We start from the raw sequence: 17,466 nt of genomic DNA, 5'->3' as shown, positions 1-17,466 counted from the left end.
GGCCGGTGTCGCCCTGATCGGGGCGGCACCGGCCAGCGGCGCGGAGAGCGCGACGGACATCGCGCCCGGCGTCGAGTACACGCAGTTGGACATCCCGGCGGCCAAGGGGGTGGCGCACGCGCACGTGTTGAGTATCGACCTGCGCAATCCCCATGTGCGCGTCGACCTCTTGTACCCGGGAGCCGTGGCGTCCCGGGCGCCCGTGTCCCAGCTGGCCGACTCCCGAGGCGCCGTCGCCGGTGTCAACGGCGACTTCTTCAACATCACGGAGACCCAGCATCCGGGCGTCGAGGCGACGGGCGCGACCGTCGGCCCTGCGATCGCGGGCGGTCACGGGCTCAAGGCCGCGGTCCCCGACGGCCAGCGTTTCGGACCGGCGCTGCCGCCCGGCACGACCACCGAGGACGTGTTCGGTGTGGGCGTCGACCGCCGGGCCCGGCTGGACAGCGTGGCCCTCGACGGGTCCGTCCGCAGCTCCGACGGCACCTGGCCGCTCGGCGGGTTCAATCAGTACGCGCTCCCGGTCGGCTCCGTCGGCGCGTTCACCGCGGACTGGGGCAGCGTCTCGCGGGTGCGGGCGACCTGCGGAACGGACACCGACCGGGCCGCGCCGTGCAGCACCGACACCTACGAGGTGACGGTCCGCCGCGGTCGGGTCGTGTCCGCCGCCGACGCTCCGGGCAGCGGGACCATCGCGCCGGGCACCACCGTGCTGGTGGGCCGCGAGGCGGGCGCCCAGCGGCTGCGGAAGCTGTCCGTGGGCGAACGGGTCGGGGTGCGGCACCGGCTGGTGGCGGAGTCCTCCCGGGTGCCGTACCGCTTCGCGGTCGGGGGCTACCCGACGATGACCGGCGGCGTGCCGCTGCCGGGTCTGGACGACCGGACCTCCGCCGTACGGACCGCGGTGGGCTTCTCCGACCACGGGCGCCGCATGCAGCTCCTCGCCCTGGACGGCGCCCCCGAGTTCCGCGGCGGCCTCACCATCGCCGAAGTGACGGCGGCGATGCGGCAGCTGGGTGCGCAGGACGCCTTCAGCCTGGACGGCGGCGGCTCCACCACGATGGTCGCCCGACAGGCGGGGGCGGACACCGTCAGCGTTCTCAACCACCCGAGCGGCGGCGCCGAGCGTCCCGTCCCGAACGGTATCGGGGTGTTCGCGCGCCCGTGACGCGACGGCACGTCATGGCGTCAGACTGCCCACGATGTCCGCCGTCGCGGTGAGACCGCTGTGGATGGTCGGCGCCATGCTCGTGCTGGCCAGCAGGAACCCGAGCAGGGCGCAGACCAGGGCGTGGGAGATCTTCAGCCCTCCGTTGCGGAGGAAGATCACCGCCAGCACCAGGAGCAGCAGCACCACAGAGATGGAAATGGCCATCGTCAACCTCCTCCGCCACGTCCACTTCGCGGCGTTCGGCCGTAAGTGTGGCGTAGCGGAGGGTTCGCCCGGGCGGTTGACGTGTCCTCCGAACGAGTGGTGTTCTACCGTCGGCCGTGGGCGTCCAGGAACTCTTCGAGACCCCCCAGGTCATCGGTGTTGAGGTGGTCGACGTCGGCGGCGAGCAGTTCGCGCCAGAGCGCCTCGCGTGTCGGACCCGCCAGATCGGGTGTCGCCCAGAACCGGACCTTCTGCCGGCGCGCGTGCGCGGCCGCCATGATGCCCCGCAGCTTCTCGCGCTCGGCGTCCGGGAACGGGCCCGCGCCCAGCCAGCTGAAGTGGAGTGTCCAGTTGTCGCTGATCAGGGGGATCAAGGAGGCGGGGGCGGCGCTGCCGAGGTCGGCGAGGCGGCCGTCGTAGAAGGCGCGCCGCACGGTCTGTGCCTCCATGGGCGCCCGCGCGGCGCGGTCCCCGGAGATCACGGCCGTGACCGGGCCGGGGTGCGCGCGGCCGTGCGCGTACGTGGTGAACAGGTGCCGGTAGCGGCGCAGATGACGGTCGAGTTCGAGGTACGTCGAGGAGCCCTCGGTCTTGATGTCGATGAGGAGTTGCAGCGGCTTGCGGTAACCGCGGTACACCGAGCCGTGGTTGGCCCGGACGCGGGCGGCCAGCGGATCGAGGTAGAGGGATTCGAGCGTGCGGGTGGGGTCGAGGTCCACCGGGTCGTGGGCGACGAGGAGCTGGTCGCCCACGAGGTAGATGTCCGCCTCGACGCTGCCGAACCGGTGGTCGAGGGCGTCGAAGAGGGGACGCGGATGGTCGTAGTCGTTGTGCGCGTGGGCGCGCCACAGGGGGCGCGTGCGGGGCTTCGCCTCGCCTGCCGGCGCGCGCGAGGCGGGCAGGGCGATCGAGCCCGCGAGGGCGGCGCCGAGGGTGGTGAGGGCTCTGCGACGGGTGGTAGGGGCCATGTTCCGCCTCCCTTGAGGGGTGCCGTACGGGACCTCAGGGAGTATGCGGTCGGCAGGGCCCAAGGAACCCCGCCGTGAAGGGAGTTGGCCGGACCGACGCTACGCGTTCACTTCACCGGATCCGGGCGGGGACAGGGCGTTCCGGCGCCCCTGGCGGGCACACGGGAAAAGCCCGCCCCAGGTGGACGCTGTTGGTCAATTCCGCCCCGCTGTGATGAGGCTTCGTAAAAATCCCCAGGCCCGCTTCGTTCCCCACTTGGTTGATCGGTCATCGGTGGATCGGAGGGGTCGGGGAAGACTCTTGGGGCCGATGGCTGGTTTGGCCTTGTGATCTGGTCCAATGACGCGAGGTGTGTGCGGGTACGACGAGATGAGAACGGTCATGGGCTTGTGGGACTTGCCGCCCACGGACGTGCGCTCGCTGCTGCGCGAGGAGCGAGCGGCGCTGTTGGCGCTGCTGGATGACTTGGACCCGTCGGCGTGGGATCGGCCCACCGTGTGTCCGGGGTGGTCGGTGAAGGACGTTGCACTGCACATCCTGGACGATGACCTGGGCTGGCTGTCCCGGGGGCGCGACGGCGACCAGTCCGGACTGCTGACCGGACTCACCGACCACGAGTCCTTCATCGTGGCGCTGAATGACAAGAACCAGCGGTGGGTGGAGACCACCCGCGTGCTCAGCCCGCGTGTGATCAGCACCCTCCTAGATGTCGCCGGCACCGAGATGGACGGCTACTGGACTTCTATGGACCTCATGGCGGAGGGGCGCGTCGCCTGGGCTAGCCCGGACCCGGTCCCGCTGTGGTTCGACATCGCCCAGGACTTCACTGAACGCTGGGTGCACCAGCAGCAGATCCGCGACGCCGTCGACCGGCCGGGAGTACGTGACGAGCGGTTCCTCGGCCCGGTGCTGCGAACCTTCCTATGGGCATTGCCTCTCCACTACGCACCGCTCACGGGCACGGACGCAGAGGTTGCGATCCAGCTCAGCGGCGCCGGCGGCGGCTCCTGGCGACTGCAGCGGCGCCAGGGTCGGTGGGATCTAGTGGAGCTGGACCCGGCGAGCGCGATGGAGTTGCCGCACGCCACGATCGAGCTCGACACGGACTCTGCCTGGCGACTGCTCACAGGAGCGCCCTTTGACCTCGGCAGGCTTGTTCTGTCAGGCGATCCGGATCTGGTCAGTCACTTCGCGGGAGCCCGCGGCATCCTCATGTGAATTGAGGTTGAAGACAGGTCCTCGGCAGGTCGCCACGTCGCTGATCCAGGACAGGTGGTCAGCGCCCTGTCCATACGCAGTCCAGGGCCCTGCGCGGGTGGGAAATCGGCGCGAGCAGGTCTGCCCCACCCCCAAGCACGGGGTGGGGAATTTCAACGAGCCCCACCAGCTGGACTCATCCAGCGGGGCGGAGTGCTGCGAAGGGCGAAACACGGGTCTTGGCGAGGGATCTGCCGGTGAGCCAGGCATCGATGCGGGCGAAGTTGACGGCGGCGCCGGTGAAGTGGTGCTGCAATCGGGTCTTGGCGAGGCCGCGGTAGCGGGATCTGCGCAGGCCGAACGCCTGGACGCCCTGTGAGATGGTGCCCTCGACGCCGGCGCGATGTCTGTAGCTGCGGCGCCACTGATCGGTGTCCTGCTCGATATGGGCCTGCTGAAGGATGTCGTGCTCAGTCTTCGGTCTCAGGGTCAGGTTGCGGCCGGTCCTGGAGCTGGTGCACGAGGTCCGCAGTTCACAGGGGTCGCAGTGTCGGGCGGCGAACCGGACCCGGGTGACCGGGGCGTCGAACTGGCTCAGGGCTTCCTGCCAGACGACGCTTGTCTGTCCGCCGGGGCAGACGGCCTGACGCTGGTCCCAGTCGATGGCGAAGCGGGTGTTGTCGAAGATGTCGCCGGTCGCCTGCCCTCTCACGGTGGTGGACTTGACCGGGCCGACCAGCTTGATGCCGTGATCGCGGCGGGCGTGGTGGATCTGTTCGGCGTCGATGTATCCGGCGTCCACCAGGTGCTCGTCCGGGAGCAGGCCCCGTTCGGCCAGGGCGGTGTGGATGTCCTCCAGGACGAGGACGTCGTTGACGGGCGCCGGCGTGGTGCGAATGTGGGTGATCAGGTGTGGGGCGTCGGGCTCGCAGGTCTCGCTGAGGTGGACTTTGTAACCGGACCAGCCCAGGTCCCTTTTCGAACCAGTGCGAGCCTCGGGCTCGTAGGGGGTCCGTAAGCGGATCAGACCGGGTGGGAGGTCCTTCGTCCCGCGCCAGCGCACGGTGTCCTCGACGTGGTGGAACTGCTGCACCCAGGTCTGCCGCAGGAACTCCACCGCGGGCAGGCCTCGCAACGAGGGCGGTGACGCAGCCGACCAGACGGCCTTCAGCAGCATCATGCCGTCGGTCCCGCACTGGTCGGCGTGTCCGACACGGGCTGCCCACCGGGATGCGAAGCGGCTGTCCTCCGGCCTGGCCGAGTAGCGGTCGAACCACTCCGGCGGTGACACCGTCACCAGCCAGTCCCCGGCCTCCTGCGCCACCTGGTTCAGTGCCGCCCGCAGTGTCTCGACCACGAACTCCAGCCGGTTCAGGTCTCGTGTCGCGGCCAGCACGTGGGTGGCATCCGTGCGCTGCCGCTTGCCCGCCTTGACCAGCCCTCCCTCGCCAGCCGCCCGGAGTACTGCGTCGAACACCTTCTGGCCGGCCTCGCCGCCGACCAGCCGGGCACGGAACTCGCTGAGCACCGAGAAGTCGAATCCGGTGTCGGCCAGCTCCAGTGACAGGGCGTACTTCCAGTCCAGACGCGAGCGGACCGCGTGCGCGGCCTGCCGGTCGGTCAGCCCCTCGGCGAACTGCAACACCGACACCAGCGCGAGCCGGGCAGGAGACACCACCGGCCGCCCCCTGACCGGGAAAAGTTCCTCGAAATCGGCATCCGAGAACACCGGCCCGAGCACATCCCGCACCCGCATCACCAGGCAGCCCTTCGGGAACACCGCACGTGCCAGCCGAGCAGTCTCCTCCGGGATCTCCCCCAGATCCACCCCACGCAACGACACCGAACCCACCCCTCAACACGACGACGGCCTGCACAACCCCAACGGGGCCGTGCAGGCCGTCGTCACGCCACACCCGATTTGCCAACAGCGTCCAGAGGGGGCGGGCTTCGCTCGACAGGGTGTCAGGGCGCCTGGAGATCGACCAGTTCGGCCAGTGCCGCGCGATGTGCGCCGGCCGTGCCGTACGCGATCGAGTCGGCCTTGGCGCGCTTCAGGTACAGGTGCGCCGGGTGCTCCCATGTCATGCCGATGCCGCCGTGCAGCTGGAGCGCCTCCTCGGCGGCGTGCACGGCGACGGGTGCCGCGTACGCCTGGGCGACGGTGACCGCCACGTCGCTGTCCGCGCTGCCGGTGGCCAGCGCGTCGGCGGCGTTCCGCGCCGCGGCGCGCGTGTTGACGACCTCCAGCCACACCTGGGCCAGCCGGTGCTTGAGCGCCTGGAATCCGCCGACCGGCCGGTTGAACTGCTTGCGCTCCTTGAGGTAGCGGACGGTCTCCGTCAACGACCATTCGGCGAGCCCGAGTTGCTCGGAGGCGAGCAGTCCGGCGCCGGCCCGCAGGGCGCGCCGTACGGCCGGTTCCGCGTCGCCGAGCCGACGGCCGGGGGCTCCGGTGAGCGTGACGGTGGCGAGGGGACGGGTGAGGTCCAAGGACACCTGCGGGGTGATGGTCGCGGCGGAGGCGTCCACCGCGTACAGACCGCCGTCGTCCGCGGGCACGAGCAGCAGGTCGGCACCGGCCGCATCGGCGATGCCCGTCAACTCACCGTGCAGAGAGCCGTTCTCGAGCCGTACGGTCGCGAAGGCTGCGCCCGGAGCGGTGTGCAGCCCGACGGCCAGCGCACCGATCGACGTCGCGGACGCCAGCCGCGTGAGCAGGTCGTCGGCGCCGCACTCCAGCAATGCCTCGGTGGCGACCACGGCGCTCGTCAGATACGGCACGGGCGCGACCGCCCGCCCGAGTTCCTCGAGGACGACGGCGGCTTCGCGGTGCGTGGCGCCCTGGCCGTCCAGCTCCTCCGGAACCAGCAGGCCGGCCAGACCCATTCCGTCGGCCAGCGCCTTCCACAGCGCGATGTCGTGCGGGGCGTCCGACTCGGTGCGCGCGATCACCGCGGCCGGGTCGCAGCGGTCGGTCAGCAGGTCCCGAACCGCCGACCGCAGCGCCTCTTCCTCCTCGGTGTAGAGAAGGTCGGGCTGGGTGCTCTCCTGGCTCATCGGGCGAGATCCTTCCATGCGACGTCCTTGTCGGTGCGCGGCTCGGACGGCAGGCCCAGGACGCGTTCGGCGACGATGTTCAGCAGGACCTCGCTGGTCCCGCCCTCGATGCTGTTGCCCTTGGAGCGCAGGTAGCGGTAGCCGGCGTCCCGTCCGGTGAAGTCGACGAGTTCCGGTCGGCTCATCGTCCAGTCCTCGTACAGCAGGCCTTCCTCGCCGAGGAGTTCGACCTCCAGTCCGCTGATCTCCTGGTTGAGCCGGGCGAAGCCGAGCTTCATGCCGGCGCCGTCGTGGCCGGGCTGGCCGGCGACGAGCTGCTGGCGCAGCCGCTCGCCCGAGAGCCGGGCGACCTCGGCCTCGACCCAGAGCTTCAGCAGCCGCTGGTGGGTGTCGTGGGTGCGCAGTTCGGGACGCTCGCGCCAGGTCTTGGAGACCGGGCCGATCATGCCGCCCTCACGCGGGATGCGCATGCCGCCGATGGACACGCGCTCGTTCATCAGCGTGGTCTGCGCGACCCGCCAGCCGTCGCCGACCTCGCCGAGGCGGTGCGCGTCGGGGATGCGGACGTCGGTGAGGAAGACCTCGTTGAACTCGGCCTCGCCGGTGATCTGGCGCAGCGGCCGTACCTCGACGCCCGGGTCGGTCATGTCGCAGATGAAGTAGGTGATGCCGCGGTGCTTGGGCACGTCCGGGTCGGTCCGGGCGATGAGGATGGCCCAGCGGGCGACGTGGGCGCTGGAGGTCCACACCTTCTGCCCGTTGATCACCCACTCTCCCCCGCTCCCGGCCTCCTCGCCGTCGGCGCGGACCGCGCGGGTGCCGAGGGCGGCGAGGTCCGAGCCCGCGCCGGGTTCGCTGAAGAGCTGGCACCACACCTCCTCGCCGACCCACAGGGGCCGCAGGAAGCGCCGCTTCTGCTCCTCCGTACCGAAGCCGAGGATGGTCGGGGCGGCCATGCCGAGGCCGATGCCGATCCGCCGCGGGTCGTTGTCGGGCGCGCCCGCGGCGGCCAGTTCGGCGTCCACGACGGCCTGGAGGCTGCGCGGGGCGCCGAGTCCGCCGAGGCCCTCCGGGTAGTGCACCCAGGCGAGTCCGGCGTCGAAGCGCGCCTTCAGGAAGTCCAGGCGACCGGTTTCCAGGGGAGGGTGCGCGGCCAGCAACTCCTGGGTGCGGCGGCGCAGTTCGGCTGCGTCGGTCATGCGGCGGCTCCGTTCTGAAGTGCGGGCACCACGGCGATCCGTCCGGTGGTGACTCCGTCGGCGACCCGCTGCACGGCGGCGGCGGCCCCGCTCAGCGGCACCCGCTCGCTGACCAGCGGCTTGATCGCGCCACGCGCGGCCAGCTCGGTGAGCTGCTCGTGGCAGTGCTGGACCAGCTTCGGGTTCTTGGTGTTGTACAGGCCCCAGTGCAGGCCGAGGATCGCGTAGTTCTTGACGAGCGCGTGGTTCAGCGCGGGGCTCGGGATCGATCCGCTCGCGAAGCCGACGACCACGATCCGGCCCTCGAAGGCGACGACCTTGGTGGACTGGGTGTAGGCCTCGCCGCCGACGGGGTCGTAGATCACGTCCGCGCCGCGTCCGCCGGTCGCCTCCTTGACGGCGCCGATGACGTTCTCGGCGCGCCGGTCGATGACGACGTCGCAGCCCAACTCGCGGGCCACGGCGGCCTTGTCGGCGCCGCCCACGACGCCGATGACGGTCGCGCCCGCCGCCTTTCCGAGCTGCACGGCCGCGCTGCCGACCCCGCCGGCGGCGGCGTGGACGAGCAGGGTCTCGCCGGCTTCGAGGCGGGCCCGCCGGTGCAGGCCGAACCAGCCCGTCTGGTAGCCGATGTGCAGGGCCGCGGCCTCGGCGTCGTCGAGGGCGTCGGGCGCGGGCAGCAGGGCCGCGGCGTCCGCGATCGCGTACTCCGCGAATCCGCCGTGGGGCAGCGCGGGATTGGCGATCACCCGGCGTCCGTCCTCGGTCTCGCCGCAGATCTCCACACCGGGCGTGAACGGAAGCGGCGGCCTGACCTGGTACTGGCCGCGGCACATCAGCGCGTCCGGGAAGTTGATGTTCGCGGCGCGCACCTTGAGCAGGACCTGGCCGGCACCGGGCGTCGGCGGATCCACCTCCTGGAGGCGCATCGCCTCTGCGGGCTCGCCGGTCTGGTGCACTTGCCATGCCTGCATGCGGGGCCTCCAGGGGACTGCGTCGTCTGACCGGGGTCGCACGCATACTAAGCGGTCGCTTGCCCACCTGGGAACAGGAGAAGCCCGTCGTCTTTGCCACGCCCCTCGCGAGCGGCCCCGCCGCCCGTTCTCACAGCTCCTTGCCCCGCACCTTGGGCCGCGCCCGTACGTGCATCCGCTCACCCTGCGGCCCGAAGAGGCTCAGGAACTCCACAGGCCCCTCCCCCGTCGACCCGAACCAGTGCGGAACCCGGGTGTCGAACTCCGCCGCCTCCCCCGCCCCCAGCACGACGTCGTGCTCGCCGAGCACCAGCCGCAGCCGCCCGGACAGCACGTACAGCCACTCGTAGCCCTCGTGCGTGCGCGGATCGGGCACCGTCGTCCGCTGCGGTTCGAGCACCTTGTAGGCCTGGAGTCCGCCGGGCTGGCGGGTCAGCGGCCAGTGCGTGCGGCCGCCCCGCACGATCGGCTCGGCGCGCACCCGGGGGTCGCCGACCGGCGGGGCGCCGACCAGTTCGTCCAGCGGGACCTGATGGGCCCGCGCGATGGGCAGCAGCAGCTCCAGACTGGGCTTGCGCAGTCCCGACTCCAGGCGCGACAGCGTGCTCACGGAGATACCGGTCGCCTCGGACAGTCCAGCCAGCGTCGCGCCGCGGTCCTTCCTGATCCGGCGCAGCCGCGGACCCACCTCGGCGAGGACCTCTCCCGTCGCCGCGTCGCCGCCCGCCGCATGCCGGACTCCGTCACTCTCGCCCGCATGGGCCGCGTCACTCATGCCCATATTGCAGATTCGGCAAAGCCATTTGTCAATTCGGCCCGTATCGAGCGATTTTCTCCATGGCGGTGGTCACCTGGACCGGGACGTACGAAGCGGTCGTCGTCGACATCGTGCGACGGCGGACCGGCATCGCACGGGGGCAACCCATGTGTCCCGTGCCGCCCCTCCGGCGAGCCCCGGCGCATCTCCGCGACGCCGGCAACCTCGCGCGGCCACGAGCGCCGTACGGCCGTGCGCCACCGCGCGTAGGGGTGTGAACCCGGCGTCGGCGTTGCACCATGGCTGCATGCTGCTGAGCCGGCTCGCCCATGTGTCCCAGGAGGTCGCCGCCACCTCGGCGCGGTCCCGGAAGACCGCTCTGCTCGCGGAGCTGTTCCGGGACGCCGAGGCGGACGACGTGCCGATCGTGATCCCGTATCTGGCGGGCCGGCTGCCGCAGGGCCGGCTCGGCATCGGCTGGAAGGTGCTGAGCAGGCAGGTCGACCCGGCCGCCGAGCCCACCCTCACCGTGCGCGAGGTGGACGCCCGGCTCACCGCGCTCGGTCAGGTCTCCGGCACCGGATCGCAGGCCGAACGGGCCCGCCTGGTGGGTGAGTTGCTGGCGGCGGCAACGGAGGACGAACAGCGTTTCCTGTTCGGGCTGCTCACCGGTGAGGTGCGCCAGGGCGCGCTGGACGCGGTCGCGGTCGAGGGGCTCGCCGAGGCGACCGGCGCGCCCGCCGGGGACGTACGCCGGGCGGTGATGCTCGCCGGTTCGCTGCAGGCGGTGGCGCGGGCCCTCCTCGCGGACGGTCCGCAAGCCCTGGACGGCTTCCGGCTCACCGTCGGCCGCCCGGTGCTTCCGATGCTGGCGCACACCGCCGCCTCCGTGACCGAGGCGGTCGGCAAGCTCGGCGCCTGCGCGGTCGAGGAGAAGCTCGACGGCATCCGCGTACAGCTGCACCGCGAGGGCGAGGACGTCCGCGTCTACACCCGCACCCTCGACGACATCACCGACCGGCTGCCCGAACTCACCGACGCAGCACTGGAGTTGCGGGGCGAGCGGTTCATCCTGGACGGTGAGGTGATCGCGCTGGACGACCAGGGGCGGCCGCGTTCCTTCCAGGAGACGGCCGGCCGGGTGGGGTCCCGCGTGGACGTCGCGACGGCCGCGCGGACGGTGCCCGTCTCCCCTGTCTTCTTCGACGCCCTCTCCGTCGACGGGCGGGAGCTGCTGGACCTGCCGTTCACCGAGCGGCACGCGGAACTGGCGCGGCTGGTGCCCGAGCCGATGCGGGTCCGGCGGACGCTGGTGCCGGGGCCGGACGAGGCGGCCGAGGCCGAGAAGTTCCTCGCCGACACGCTCGCCCGGGGCCACGAGGGCGTCGTCGTGAAGGCCCTGGACGCCCCGTACAGCGCGGGACGGCGCGGGGCGTCCTGGCTGAAGGTCAAGCCCGTGCACACCCTCGACCTGGTGGTCCTCGCGGCCGAGTGGGGCCACGGGCGGCGTACCGGCAAGCTCTCCAACCTGCACCTGGGCGCTCGCACCGGCGACGGCTCCTTCGCCATGCTCGGCAAGACGTTCAAGGGCATGACCGACGCGATGCTCACCTGGCAGACCGAACGGCTCCGGGAGCTGGCCGTCGAGGACGACGGCCACGTGGTGACCGTACGGCCCGAACTCGTCGTCGAGATCGCGTACGACGGCCTGCAGAGGTCCACCCGCTACCCCGCCGGTGTCACCCTCCGCTTCGCCCGGGTCGTGCGCTATCGCGAGGACAAACCGCCGGCCGAGGCCGACACGGTCGACGCGCTGCTCGCCGCACACCCGGAGGTGACGCGATGAGCGGAAGGCAGCACGGAAAGAGGAGCGCCGGACTGCTGTTGTTCCGGCACACCGACAACGGCCTGGAAGTATTGCTCGGCCATATGGGCGGCCCCTTCTTCGCCCGGCGGGACGCAGGAGCCTGGTCCGTTCCCAAGGGCGAGTACGAGCCCGACGAGACGGCCTGGGACGCGGCCCGTCGCGAGTTCCGGGAGGAGCTCGGGCTGCCGCCGCCCGACGGGGAGGCGGTCCCGCTCGGCGAGGTCACGCAGACGAACGGCAAGGTCGTCACGGCCTGGGCGATCGAGGCGGATCTCGATCCGGCGGCCGTGGTCCCCGGCACGTTCACCATGGAGTGGCCGCCGAAGTCGGGACAGCGGCAGGAGTTCCCCGAGCTGGACCGGGTGGAGTGGATGACCCCGGACCGGGCCCGGACGCTGATCGTGAAGGCGCAGGCCGTGTTTCTCGACCGGCTGGCGGAGCACTCGGACTGAGAGCCGGTGTACGGGCCAGGTGCACCGGCTCCCCGAGACGCCCTCCGCGTTGCGCCGCACCGCGCCGCGCGGGAGGGTCGAGGAACAGCCCGCTTTCAGGAGGTCGGCCATGCCCATCGCGACGGTGAACCCGGCGAACGGCGAGACGCTCAAGACGTACGACGCGCTCGGCGCCGAGGAGATCGAGCGCAGGCTCGCTGCCGCCGAGGCCACGTTCCGCACGTATCGCACCACCTCGTTCGCCGAGCGGGCGCGGCTGATGCACCGCGCGGCCGATCTTCTGGACGAGGATCTGCAGGACATCGGCCGGGTGATGACCACCGAGATGGGCAAGCCCGTCAAGCAGGCCCGCGCGGAGGCCGCCAAGTGCGCCAAGGCGATGCGCTGGTACGCCGACCACGCCGAGGAACTGCTCGCCGACGAGGAACCCGCCGCGTCCGACGCCAAGGACTCCGGCGCCTCCCGGGTCATCGTGCGCTACCGGCCGATCGGACCGGTGCTCGCCGTGATGCCGTGGAACTTCCCGCTCTGGCAGGTGGTCCGGTTCGCCGCGCCCGCGCTGATGGCGGGCAATGTGGGCCTGCTCAAGCACGCTTCGAACGTGCCGCAGACCGCCCTCTACCTGGAGGACCTGTTCCGTCGGGCGGGCTTCCCCGAGGGCTGCTTCCAGACGCTGCTGATCGGCTCGGCGGCGGTCGAGGGCATCCTGCGCGACCCGCGCGTGAAGGCGGCCACCCTCACCGGCAGTGAACCGGCCGGCCGGGCGGTCGCCTCGGTCGCCGGGGACGAGGTGAAGAAGACGGTGCTGGAACTGGGCGGCAGCGACCCCTACGTCGTGATGCCGTCCGCCGATGTCGAACGCGCCGCGAAGATCGCCGTGACGGCGCGTGCGCAGAACAACGGTCAGTCGTGCATCGCCGCCAAGCGGTTCATCGTGCACACCGACGTGTTCGACGCCTTCGCGGAGAGGTTCGCGGCGGGCATGCGGGCCCTGAAGGTCGGCGACCCCCTCGATGAGGACACCGAGATCGGGCCGCTCTCCACCGAGCAGGGCCGCGCCGACCTGGAGGAACTCGTCGACGACGCGGTGGAGAACGGCGCGACGGTGCTGTGCGGCGGTGAACGCCCCGACGGGTTCGGCGACGGCTGGTACTACGCGCCGACGGTGATCACCGACATCACCCCCGAGATGCGCGTCCACCAGGAGGAGACCTTCGGGCCCGTCGCCACGCTGTACCGGGCCGCCGACCTCGACGAGGCGGTCGCCATCGCCAACGACACCCCCTTCGGGCTCAGCTCGAACGTCTGGACGCGCGACGAGGCCGAGGTGGAACGGTTCGTCCGCGATCTGGACGCGGGAGGGGTGTTCGTCAACGGGATGACGGCCTCGCACCCCGCGTTCCCCTTCGGCGGGGAGAAGCGGTCGGGCTACGGGCGTGAGCTGTCGGGGCACGGAATCCGAGAGTTCTGCAACATCACCACCGTATGGCACGGAGCGTGAGCGTTCCGCAGTTACGATCCCCCCTGTGAACCGCGAAGTGACCCTCCCTCTGATCGTCGACGACCGCGGCACGTTGCAGGTGTCGGCCGCCGACGTCAGCAAGCTGCTGCGCACGGTGGGCGGCCGGTGGCTGCATCTGGTGGAGGCCGGCCAGGACGGCCTCGACGAGGACACGGTGGCCGCGCTCACGATCGAGCTGGCCAAGCTGGCCGACCGGATCGACGTCGCCTGCATCGCGCACAGCAGCGGGACGAGCGGCGGCTGAGCGACGGGCTCCATCCCGGGCTCCGGCCCGTACGCGCGACGGGCGGCCCGCTGAGCGGCGGCCGCCCGACACCTCGAAGGACCCGCGCCCGACGCCCCGCAGGCCCGGCGTCAGACGACCCGCTGGTCCAGCTCCCACAGGGCGTGCCAGAACTTCGTCTCGTAGGCCTGGAGCAGCCGTCCGTGGCGGTGGACGTCGTCCTGCGAGACCCGTCCGGCGTCGAGCCCGGCCTGCACGGCACCCAGCGCCCTGCGCTCCAGCTCGGGGGCGGGCGCGGCGAAGAAGTCGAAGAAGCCGCAGGCCTCGTCGCCGAAGCCGTAGTGGTGGCGCAGGGCCTCGGCGATCGTCTCGCAATAGCCACCCCACGCCGCGTAGTTGGCGCCGAGCGCGAGGACCACGTCGGCCGGCTCCCCGTTCAGGGCGAGCCAGGCGACGTACGCGGGATAGGCCTGGCAGTCGGCGAGCGGTTCGTACGCGGACGCCCGCGCCTCGTCGGCCCCCACGGCGGCGGCGAAGGCGCCGAGCCGGTCCTGGGCCAGCGCCTCACCTTCCGCGAGCATCTCGAAGAAGGCAGCGCACGCCGGGTCGGGGGCCGAGGTCCGGGTGCCGATCGCCGACCGTTCGGCCAGATGCAGGAACGCGCGGTGGTCCGCGGCGATCACATGGCGCTGTTCGTGGGCGAGGGCCGCGAGCGTGGTGCGCTGGGCGGCGCCCCGGGCGATCACGGGCAGCAGCCGGTTGGCATGGGGATCCGGGGCGAGTTTCCCGGTGGTGCCCTCCAGCAGTTCCCTGGCCGTCGGCGTCATCGCGTGCTCCTTCGGTCCGGCTGACTCCGAGCCCCTTCGACCAGGGTGCCATGCCGGGACCCGGTGCCCCCGGTCGAGCGCGGTCCGGCGCGATGTCCCAGGTCCAGCCGGTGATCGTCGTCCCGAGGGCGAGCCGGACACGCTCACCTTCGGGCCGCGCGTGCGGACTCCCCATGGGGCTGGGGCACCCGTGATCCGCGGTGACGGGTGCCCAGTGCCCGGTGACGGGTGCCCGGTGACGGGTGCGAGGCTGCGGGGAACCGCGCGGGGCGGCTGCCGCCCCGCCCGCCCGGACCCTCTACCGGATCGGCATCCCGGACAGCGTCCGGGCAATCACCAGTCGCTGGATCTCGCTGGTGCCTTCGAAGATCGTGTAGATGGCCGCGTCCCGGTGCATCCGCTCCACCGGGTACTCCCGCGTGTAGCCGTTGCCGCCGAGGATCTGGATCGCCTGACCGGTGACCTTCTTCGCCGTCTCGCTGGCGAAGAGCTTCGACATCGATCCCTCGGCCGCCGTGAACTGCTTGCCGTTGATCGCCATCCAGGACGCCCGCCACACCAGCAGCCGCGCGGCGTCGATCGAGGTCCGCATGTCGGCGAGCTGGAAGGCGACACCCTGGTTGTCGATGATCGGGCGGCCGAACTGCTCACGCGTCTTCGCGTAGTCGAGGGCGACCTCGTACGCGGCCCGTGCGGTGCCCACCGCCATGGCGCCGACGGCCGGACGGGACGCCTCGAACGTGGCCATGGCGGCGTTCTTCACGCGCTCGCCGCCCCCGGCCCTGACGCGCTCACGGGCGCGGGCCAGGCGCTCGTCGAGCTTCTCCTTGCCGCCGAGCAGGCAGGAGCCGGGGATGCGGACGTTCTCCAGCACGACCTCGGCGGTGTGCGAGGCGCGGATGCCGTGCTTCTTGAACTTCTGGCCCTGCGACAGGCCGGGCGTGTTCGGCGGCACGATGAAGGAGGCGTGGCCCTTGGAACCGAGGTCCGCGTCGACGACCGCGACGACGACGTGGACATTGGCGATGCCACCGTTGGTCGCCCAGGTCTTCGTGCCGTTGAGGACCCACTCGTCCTTGGCCTCGTCGTAGACGGCACGCGTGCGCATCGAGGCGACGTCGGAGCCGGCGTCCGGCTCGGAGGAGCAGAAGGCGGCGACCTTGACATCGTTGGCATCGCCGTACATCTGCGGGATCCAGGTGCCGATCTGCTCCTCGGTGCCGTTGGCGAGGACGCCCACGGCGGCGAGGCCGGTGCCGACGATGGAGAGGGCGATGCCCGCGTCGCCCCAGAACAGCTCCTCCATGGCCATCGGGATCCCGAGGCCGGTGGGGTCGAAGTACTGCTGGGCGTAGAAGTCCAGGGAGTAGATGCCGACCTTCGCGGCTTCCTGGATGACCGGCCAGGGAGTCTCTTCGCGCTCGTCCCATTCGGCGGCCGCGGGGCGGATGACATCGGCGGCGAAGCCGTGCAGCCAGTCCCGGACCTCCTTCTGTTCGTCGTTGAGCTCCATGGTGAACTCGGCCATGTCCCCTCCAGCGCTGCACTAAACTGTTACTTGCGGTAACTGGAGTCTGTTACCGGCTAGTAGAAAAAGTCAACTCCCGAGCTCCGCTCGGCAGCCCGTTCGATACCCATACGGCGATCAGTGTTAGTTTGCGCAGGCGTCACCGAATCACCACGGGTGGGGAGAGCACATGGACACCACACAGCGGACCGATCAGCAGAGGTCCGCCGACCGCCGCCGGCGCGAGCTGCTGGAGGCCGCCGACAGAGTGGTGCTCCGCGACGGCCCCGGGGCCTCCATGAACGCCATCGCCGCCGAGGCGGGCATCACGAAGCCGATTCTGTACCGCCACTTCGGCGACAAGGGCGGGCTGTACGCCGCACTCGCCAAGCGGCACACCGACGCACTCCTCGGAGCGCTGCGGGCGGCACTGGACGCCCCGGCCGAGCGACGTGAGCGCGTCGAGGCGACGCTCGATACGTATTTGGCCGCGATCGAGGCCCGCCCGCAGGTCTACCGGTTCCTGATGCATCCGGCGGAGGGCGGCCAGCCGGGCGACCCCGGCTTCGACGTGGGCAAGTACTCCGCGCCGGTGCTGCGCCGCATGGGCGAGGAACTGGCCGAGGTCATCGAGGAGCGGGTGGATCTCGGCCCGGGCAGCCAGCAGTTGGCGCGGGTCTGGGGTCACGGGATCGTCGGCATGATGCACGCGGCCGGGGACTGGTGGCTCGGCGAACGGCCGTGCACACGAGCCGAGTTGGTGCGAAGCCTGGCCGACCTGCTGTGGGGCCGCCTCGCGGCGGCGGGCGACCGCGTCGGCGGACCGGGATTCTGACCCGGGCTCAGGCGGACACCGACTCAGGGGCGCCTGGCCCGGCCCGCCGGGGCGGGCCACGGCCCACGGGACAAGACCGCCGTGGGCCGGACACGGCCCCCGGCGCGAGACCGTCCTCAGCCGCTCCAGGAAGCCCGTGCCACCTGGCGCAGCAGCCGCCGTCGGCGCCACCCGGCGAGGCGGTCCGCGTACACCCCGCCGTCGAGGTGATCGCACTCGTGCTGGAGGCACCGGGCGAACCAGCCGGTGCCGTGCACGGTCACCGGCTCACCGGTGACGGTGCGGCCCTCGACGACCGCGTGGTCGTACCGCTCGGTGCCGGCCTCCAGACCGGGCAGCGAGAGGCAGCCTTCCGGACCGCGCAGGACCACACCGTCCGCCACGACAAGGCGTGGGTTCACCACATATCCGACATGGCGGACATCGTCGTCGTCCGGGCAGTCGTATACGAAGACCCTGAGTCCGACGCCGACCTGGTTCGCGGCGAGACCGACGCCCTCGGCCGCGTACATGGTCGCGAACATGTCCTCGACGAGTTCGGCGAGTTGAGGGCCGAAGTCGGTGACGTCCTCGCAGGCCGTGCGCAGCACGGGGTCGCCCAGCAGGGTGAGGGGCCGGACGCGCCCGTGGGTGCCCGGGATGGAACCGTGTCGCATGGCGGCAAGGGTACGGTCCTGGGAAGCGCGCGCATGTCGCGCGGGC

At 71.4% G+C, this 17,466-nt stretch carries 17 protein-coding genes; 7 read left to right on the top strand and 10 right to left on the bottom strand.

Annotated features, from left to right (window positions below):
• On the top strand, window positions 1-1,168 hold a 1,168-nt coding region (locus ACFWBT_RS16235), incomplete at its 5' end, for a phosphodiester glycosidase family protein (RefSeq protein WP_385700405.1).
• A gap of 12 nt (window positions 1,169-1,180) precedes the next feature.
• Here the strand turns inward: ACFWBT_RS16235 and ACFWBT_RS16230 are convergent.
• Together ACFWBT_RS16230 and ACFWBT_RS16225 are read right to left on the bottom strand one after the other, a co-directional pair.
• On the bottom strand, window positions 1,181-1,375 hold the full coding sequence (locus tag ACFWBT_RS16230) for a hypothetical protein (protein ID WP_261704269.1): 195 nt from the start codon (window positions 1,373-1,375) through the stop codon (window positions 1,181-1,183).
• Between the two features lie 104 nt (window positions 1,376-1,479).
• Window positions 1,480-2,343, bottom strand: a complete 864-nt coding sequence (locus ACFWBT_RS16225; RefSeq protein ID WP_385700402.1) for a phosphatidylinositol-specific phospholipase C/glycerophosphodiester phosphodiesterase family protein — start codon at window positions 2,341-2,343, stop codon at window positions 1,480-1,482.
• A gap of 382 nt (window positions 2,344-2,725) precedes the next feature.
• On the opposite strand from ACFWBT_RS16225, the gene ACFWBT_RS16220 reads away from it, so the two are divergent.
• The gene (locus ACFWBT_RS16220; protein ID WP_385700400.1) at window positions 2,726-3,562 is read left to right on the top strand and encodes a maleylpyruvate isomerase N-terminal domain-containing protein; all 837 of its coding nucleotides are present in this window, start codon (window positions 2,726-2,728) and stop codon (window positions 3,560-3,562) included.
• Window positions 3,563-3,737: 175 nt separating this feature from the next.
• On the opposite strand, the gene ACFWBT_RS16215 is transcribed toward ACFWBT_RS16220, so the two are convergent.
• The 5 genes from ACFWBT_RS16215 to ACFWBT_RS16195 all read right to left on the bottom strand — a co-directional run bounded on the left by ACFWBT_RS16215 (window position 3,738) and on the right by ACFWBT_RS16195 (window position 9,549).
• Entirely contained in the window at window positions 3,738-5,384 is a 1,647-nt protein-coding gene (locus ACFWBT_RS16215) for an IS1182 family transposase (RefSeq protein WP_385700397.1), read from the bottom strand.
• Between the two features lie 122 nt (window positions 5,385-5,506).
• The gene (locus ACFWBT_RS16210) at window positions 5,507-6,619 is read right to left on the bottom strand and encodes an acyl-CoA dehydrogenase family protein (RefSeq protein ID WP_385700394.1); all 1,113 of its coding nucleotides are present in this window, start codon (window positions 6,617-6,619) and stop codon (window positions 5,507-5,509) included.
• The gene (locus tag ACFWBT_RS16205; protein WP_385700391.1) at window positions 6,598-7,800 is read right to left on the bottom strand and encodes an acyl-CoA dehydrogenase family protein; all 1,203 of its coding nucleotides are present in this window, start codon (window positions 7,798-7,800) and stop codon (window positions 6,598-6,600) included. Before ACFWBT_RS16205 ends, ACFWBT_RS16210 begins: the two co-directional genes overlap by 22 nt.
• Window positions 7,797-8,774 (bottom strand): NADPH:quinone oxidoreductase family protein, encoded by a 978-nt coding sequence (locus tag ACFWBT_RS16200; protein WP_385700388.1) that lies wholly within the window; start codon window positions 8,772-8,774, stop codon window positions 7,797-7,799. Before ACFWBT_RS16200 ends, ACFWBT_RS16205 begins: the two co-directional genes overlap by 4 nt.
• A gap of 130 nt (window positions 8,775-8,904) precedes the next feature.
• Window positions 8,905-9,549, bottom strand: coding sequence for a helix-turn-helix domain-containing protein (locus ACFWBT_RS16195; RefSeq protein ID WP_385700385.1), 645 nt, complete (start codon window positions 9,547-9,549; stop codon window positions 8,905-8,907).
• 289 nt (window positions 9,550-9,838) lie between these two features.
• On the opposite strand from ACFWBT_RS16195, the gene ACFWBT_RS16190 reads away from it, so the two are divergent.
• The 4 genes from ACFWBT_RS16190 (at window position 9,839) to ACFWBT_RS16175 (ending at window position 13,616) form a co-directional block, all read left to right on the top strand.
• Window positions 9,839-11,377: an ATP-dependent DNA ligase gene (locus ACFWBT_RS16190; protein WP_385700382.1), complete on the top strand. Its 1,539-nt coding sequence runs from the start codon at window positions 9,839-9,841 to the stop codon at window positions 11,375-11,377.
• The gene (locus ACFWBT_RS16185; RefSeq protein WP_385700380.1) at window positions 11,374-11,850 is read left to right on the top strand and encodes an NUDIX domain-containing protein; all 477 of its coding nucleotides are present in this window, start codon (window positions 11,374-11,376) and stop codon (window positions 11,848-11,850) included. Before ACFWBT_RS16190 ends, ACFWBT_RS16185 begins: the two co-directional genes overlap by 4 nt.
• A 109-nt stretch (window positions 11,851-11,959) precedes the next feature.
• Window positions 11,960-13,351, top strand: coding sequence for an NADP-dependent succinic semialdehyde dehydrogenase (locus ACFWBT_RS16180; RefSeq protein WP_385700378.1), 1,392 nt, complete (start codon window positions 11,960-11,962; stop codon window positions 13,349-13,351).
• Between the two features lie 25 nt (window positions 13,352-13,376).
• Window positions 13,377-13,616 carry a DUF6213 family protein gene (locus ACFWBT_RS16175; RefSeq protein ID WP_266755997.1) on the top strand — a complete coding sequence of 80 codons (240 nt, stop codon included), beginning with the start codon at window positions 13,377-13,379 and terminating at the stop codon, window positions 13,614-13,616.
• A 110-nt stretch (window positions 13,617-13,726) separates the two neighbouring features.
• Here the strand turns inward: ACFWBT_RS16175 and ACFWBT_RS16170 are convergent, their stop codons facing one another.
• Window positions 13,727-14,422 carry a transcriptional regulator gene (locus ACFWBT_RS16170; protein WP_385700375.1) on the bottom strand — a complete coding sequence of 232 codons (696 nt, stop codon included), beginning with the start codon at window positions 14,420-14,422 and terminating at the stop codon, window positions 13,727-13,729.
• Window positions 14,423-14,720: 298 nt separating this feature from the next.
• Window positions 14,721-15,950, bottom strand: coding sequence for an acyl-CoA dehydrogenase family protein (locus ACFWBT_RS16165; RefSeq protein WP_266756001.1), 1,230 nt, complete (start codon window positions 15,948-15,950; stop codon window positions 14,721-14,723).
• A gap of 169 nt (window positions 15,951-16,119) precedes the next feature.
• Between ACFWBT_RS16165 and ACFWBT_RS16160 the strand changes: the two genes are divergently transcribed.
• Window positions 16,120-16,764, top strand: a complete 645-nt coding sequence (locus tag ACFWBT_RS16160; RefSeq protein WP_266756003.1) for a TetR family transcriptional regulator — start codon at window positions 16,120-16,122, stop codon at window positions 16,762-16,764.
• A 116-nt stretch (window positions 16,765-16,880) separates the two neighbouring features.
• Here the strand turns inward: ACFWBT_RS16160 and def are convergent, their stop codons facing one another.
• The gene (gene def, locus ACFWBT_RS16155) at window positions 16,881-17,420 is read right to left on the bottom strand and encodes a peptide deformylase (protein ID WP_385700371.1); all 540 of its coding nucleotides are present in this window, start codon (window positions 17,418-17,420) and stop codon (window positions 16,881-16,883) included.
• Between the last annotated feature and the right edge of the window lie 46 nt (window positions 17,421-17,466).

Origin of the sequence: Streptomyces sp. NPDC060027 (assembly GCF_042737005.1) — a bacterium.
Taxonomy (GTDB): domain Bacteria; phylum Actinomycetota; class Actinomycetes; order Streptomycetales; family Streptomycetaceae; genus Streptomyces.
This window is presented reverse-complemented; position numbering and strand designations above follow the sequence as displayed.

Coding starts and splice junctions, on each gene's coding strand:
- ACFWBT_RS16230 (WP_261704269.1), bottom strand. CDS start 1,375: ATGGCCATTTCCATCTCTGTGGTGCTGCTGCTCCTGGTGCTGGCGGTG.
- ACFWBT_RS16225 (WP_385700402.1), bottom strand. CDS start 2,343: ATGGCCCCTACCACCCGTCGCAGAGCCCTCACCACCCTCGGCGCCGCC.
- ACFWBT_RS16220 (WP_385700400.1), top strand. CDS start 2,726: ATGGGCTTGTGGGACTTGCCGCCCACGGACGTGCGCTCGCTGCTGCGC.
- ACFWBT_RS16210 (WP_385700394.1), bottom strand. CDS start 6,619: ATGGAAGGATCTCGCCCGATGAGCCAGGAGAGCACCCAGCCCGACCTT.
- ACFWBT_RS16205 (WP_385700391.1), bottom strand. CDS start 7,800: ATGACCGACGCAGCCGAACTGCGCCGCCGCACCCAGGAGTTGCTGGCC.
- ACFWBT_RS16200 (WP_385700388.1), bottom strand. CDS start 8,774: ATGCAGGCATGGCAAGTGCACCAGACCGGCGAGCCCGCAGAGGCGATG.
- ACFWBT_RS16195 (WP_385700385.1), bottom strand. CDS start 9,549: ATGAGTGACGCGGCCCATGCGGGCGAGAGTGACGGAGTCCGGCATGCG.
- ACFWBT_RS16190 (WP_385700382.1), top strand. CDS start 9,839: ATGCTGCTGAGCCGGCTCGCCCATGTGTCCCAGGAGGTCGCCGCCACC.
- ACFWBT_RS16185 (WP_385700380.1), top strand. CDS start 11,374: ATGAGCGGAAGGCAGCACGGAAAGAGGAGCGCCGGACTGCTGTTGTTC.
- ACFWBT_RS16180 (WP_385700378.1), top strand. CDS start 11,960: ATGCCCATCGCGACGGTGAACCCGGCGAACGGCGAGACGCTCAAGACG.
- ACFWBT_RS16170 (WP_385700375.1), bottom strand. CDS start 14,422: ATGACGCCGACGGCCAGGGAACTGCTGGAGGGCACCACCGGGAAACTC.
- ACFWBT_RS16165 (WP_266756001.1), bottom strand. CDS start 15,950: ATGGCCGAGTTCACCATGGAGCTCAACGACGAACAGAAGGAGGTCCGG.
- ACFWBT_RS16160 (WP_266756003.1), top strand. CDS start 16,120: ATGGACACCACACAGCGGACCGATCAGCAGAGGTCCGCCGACCGCCGC.
- def (WP_385700371.1), bottom strand. CDS start 17,420: ATGCGACACGGTTCCATCCCGGGCACCCACGGGCGCGTCCGGCCCCTC.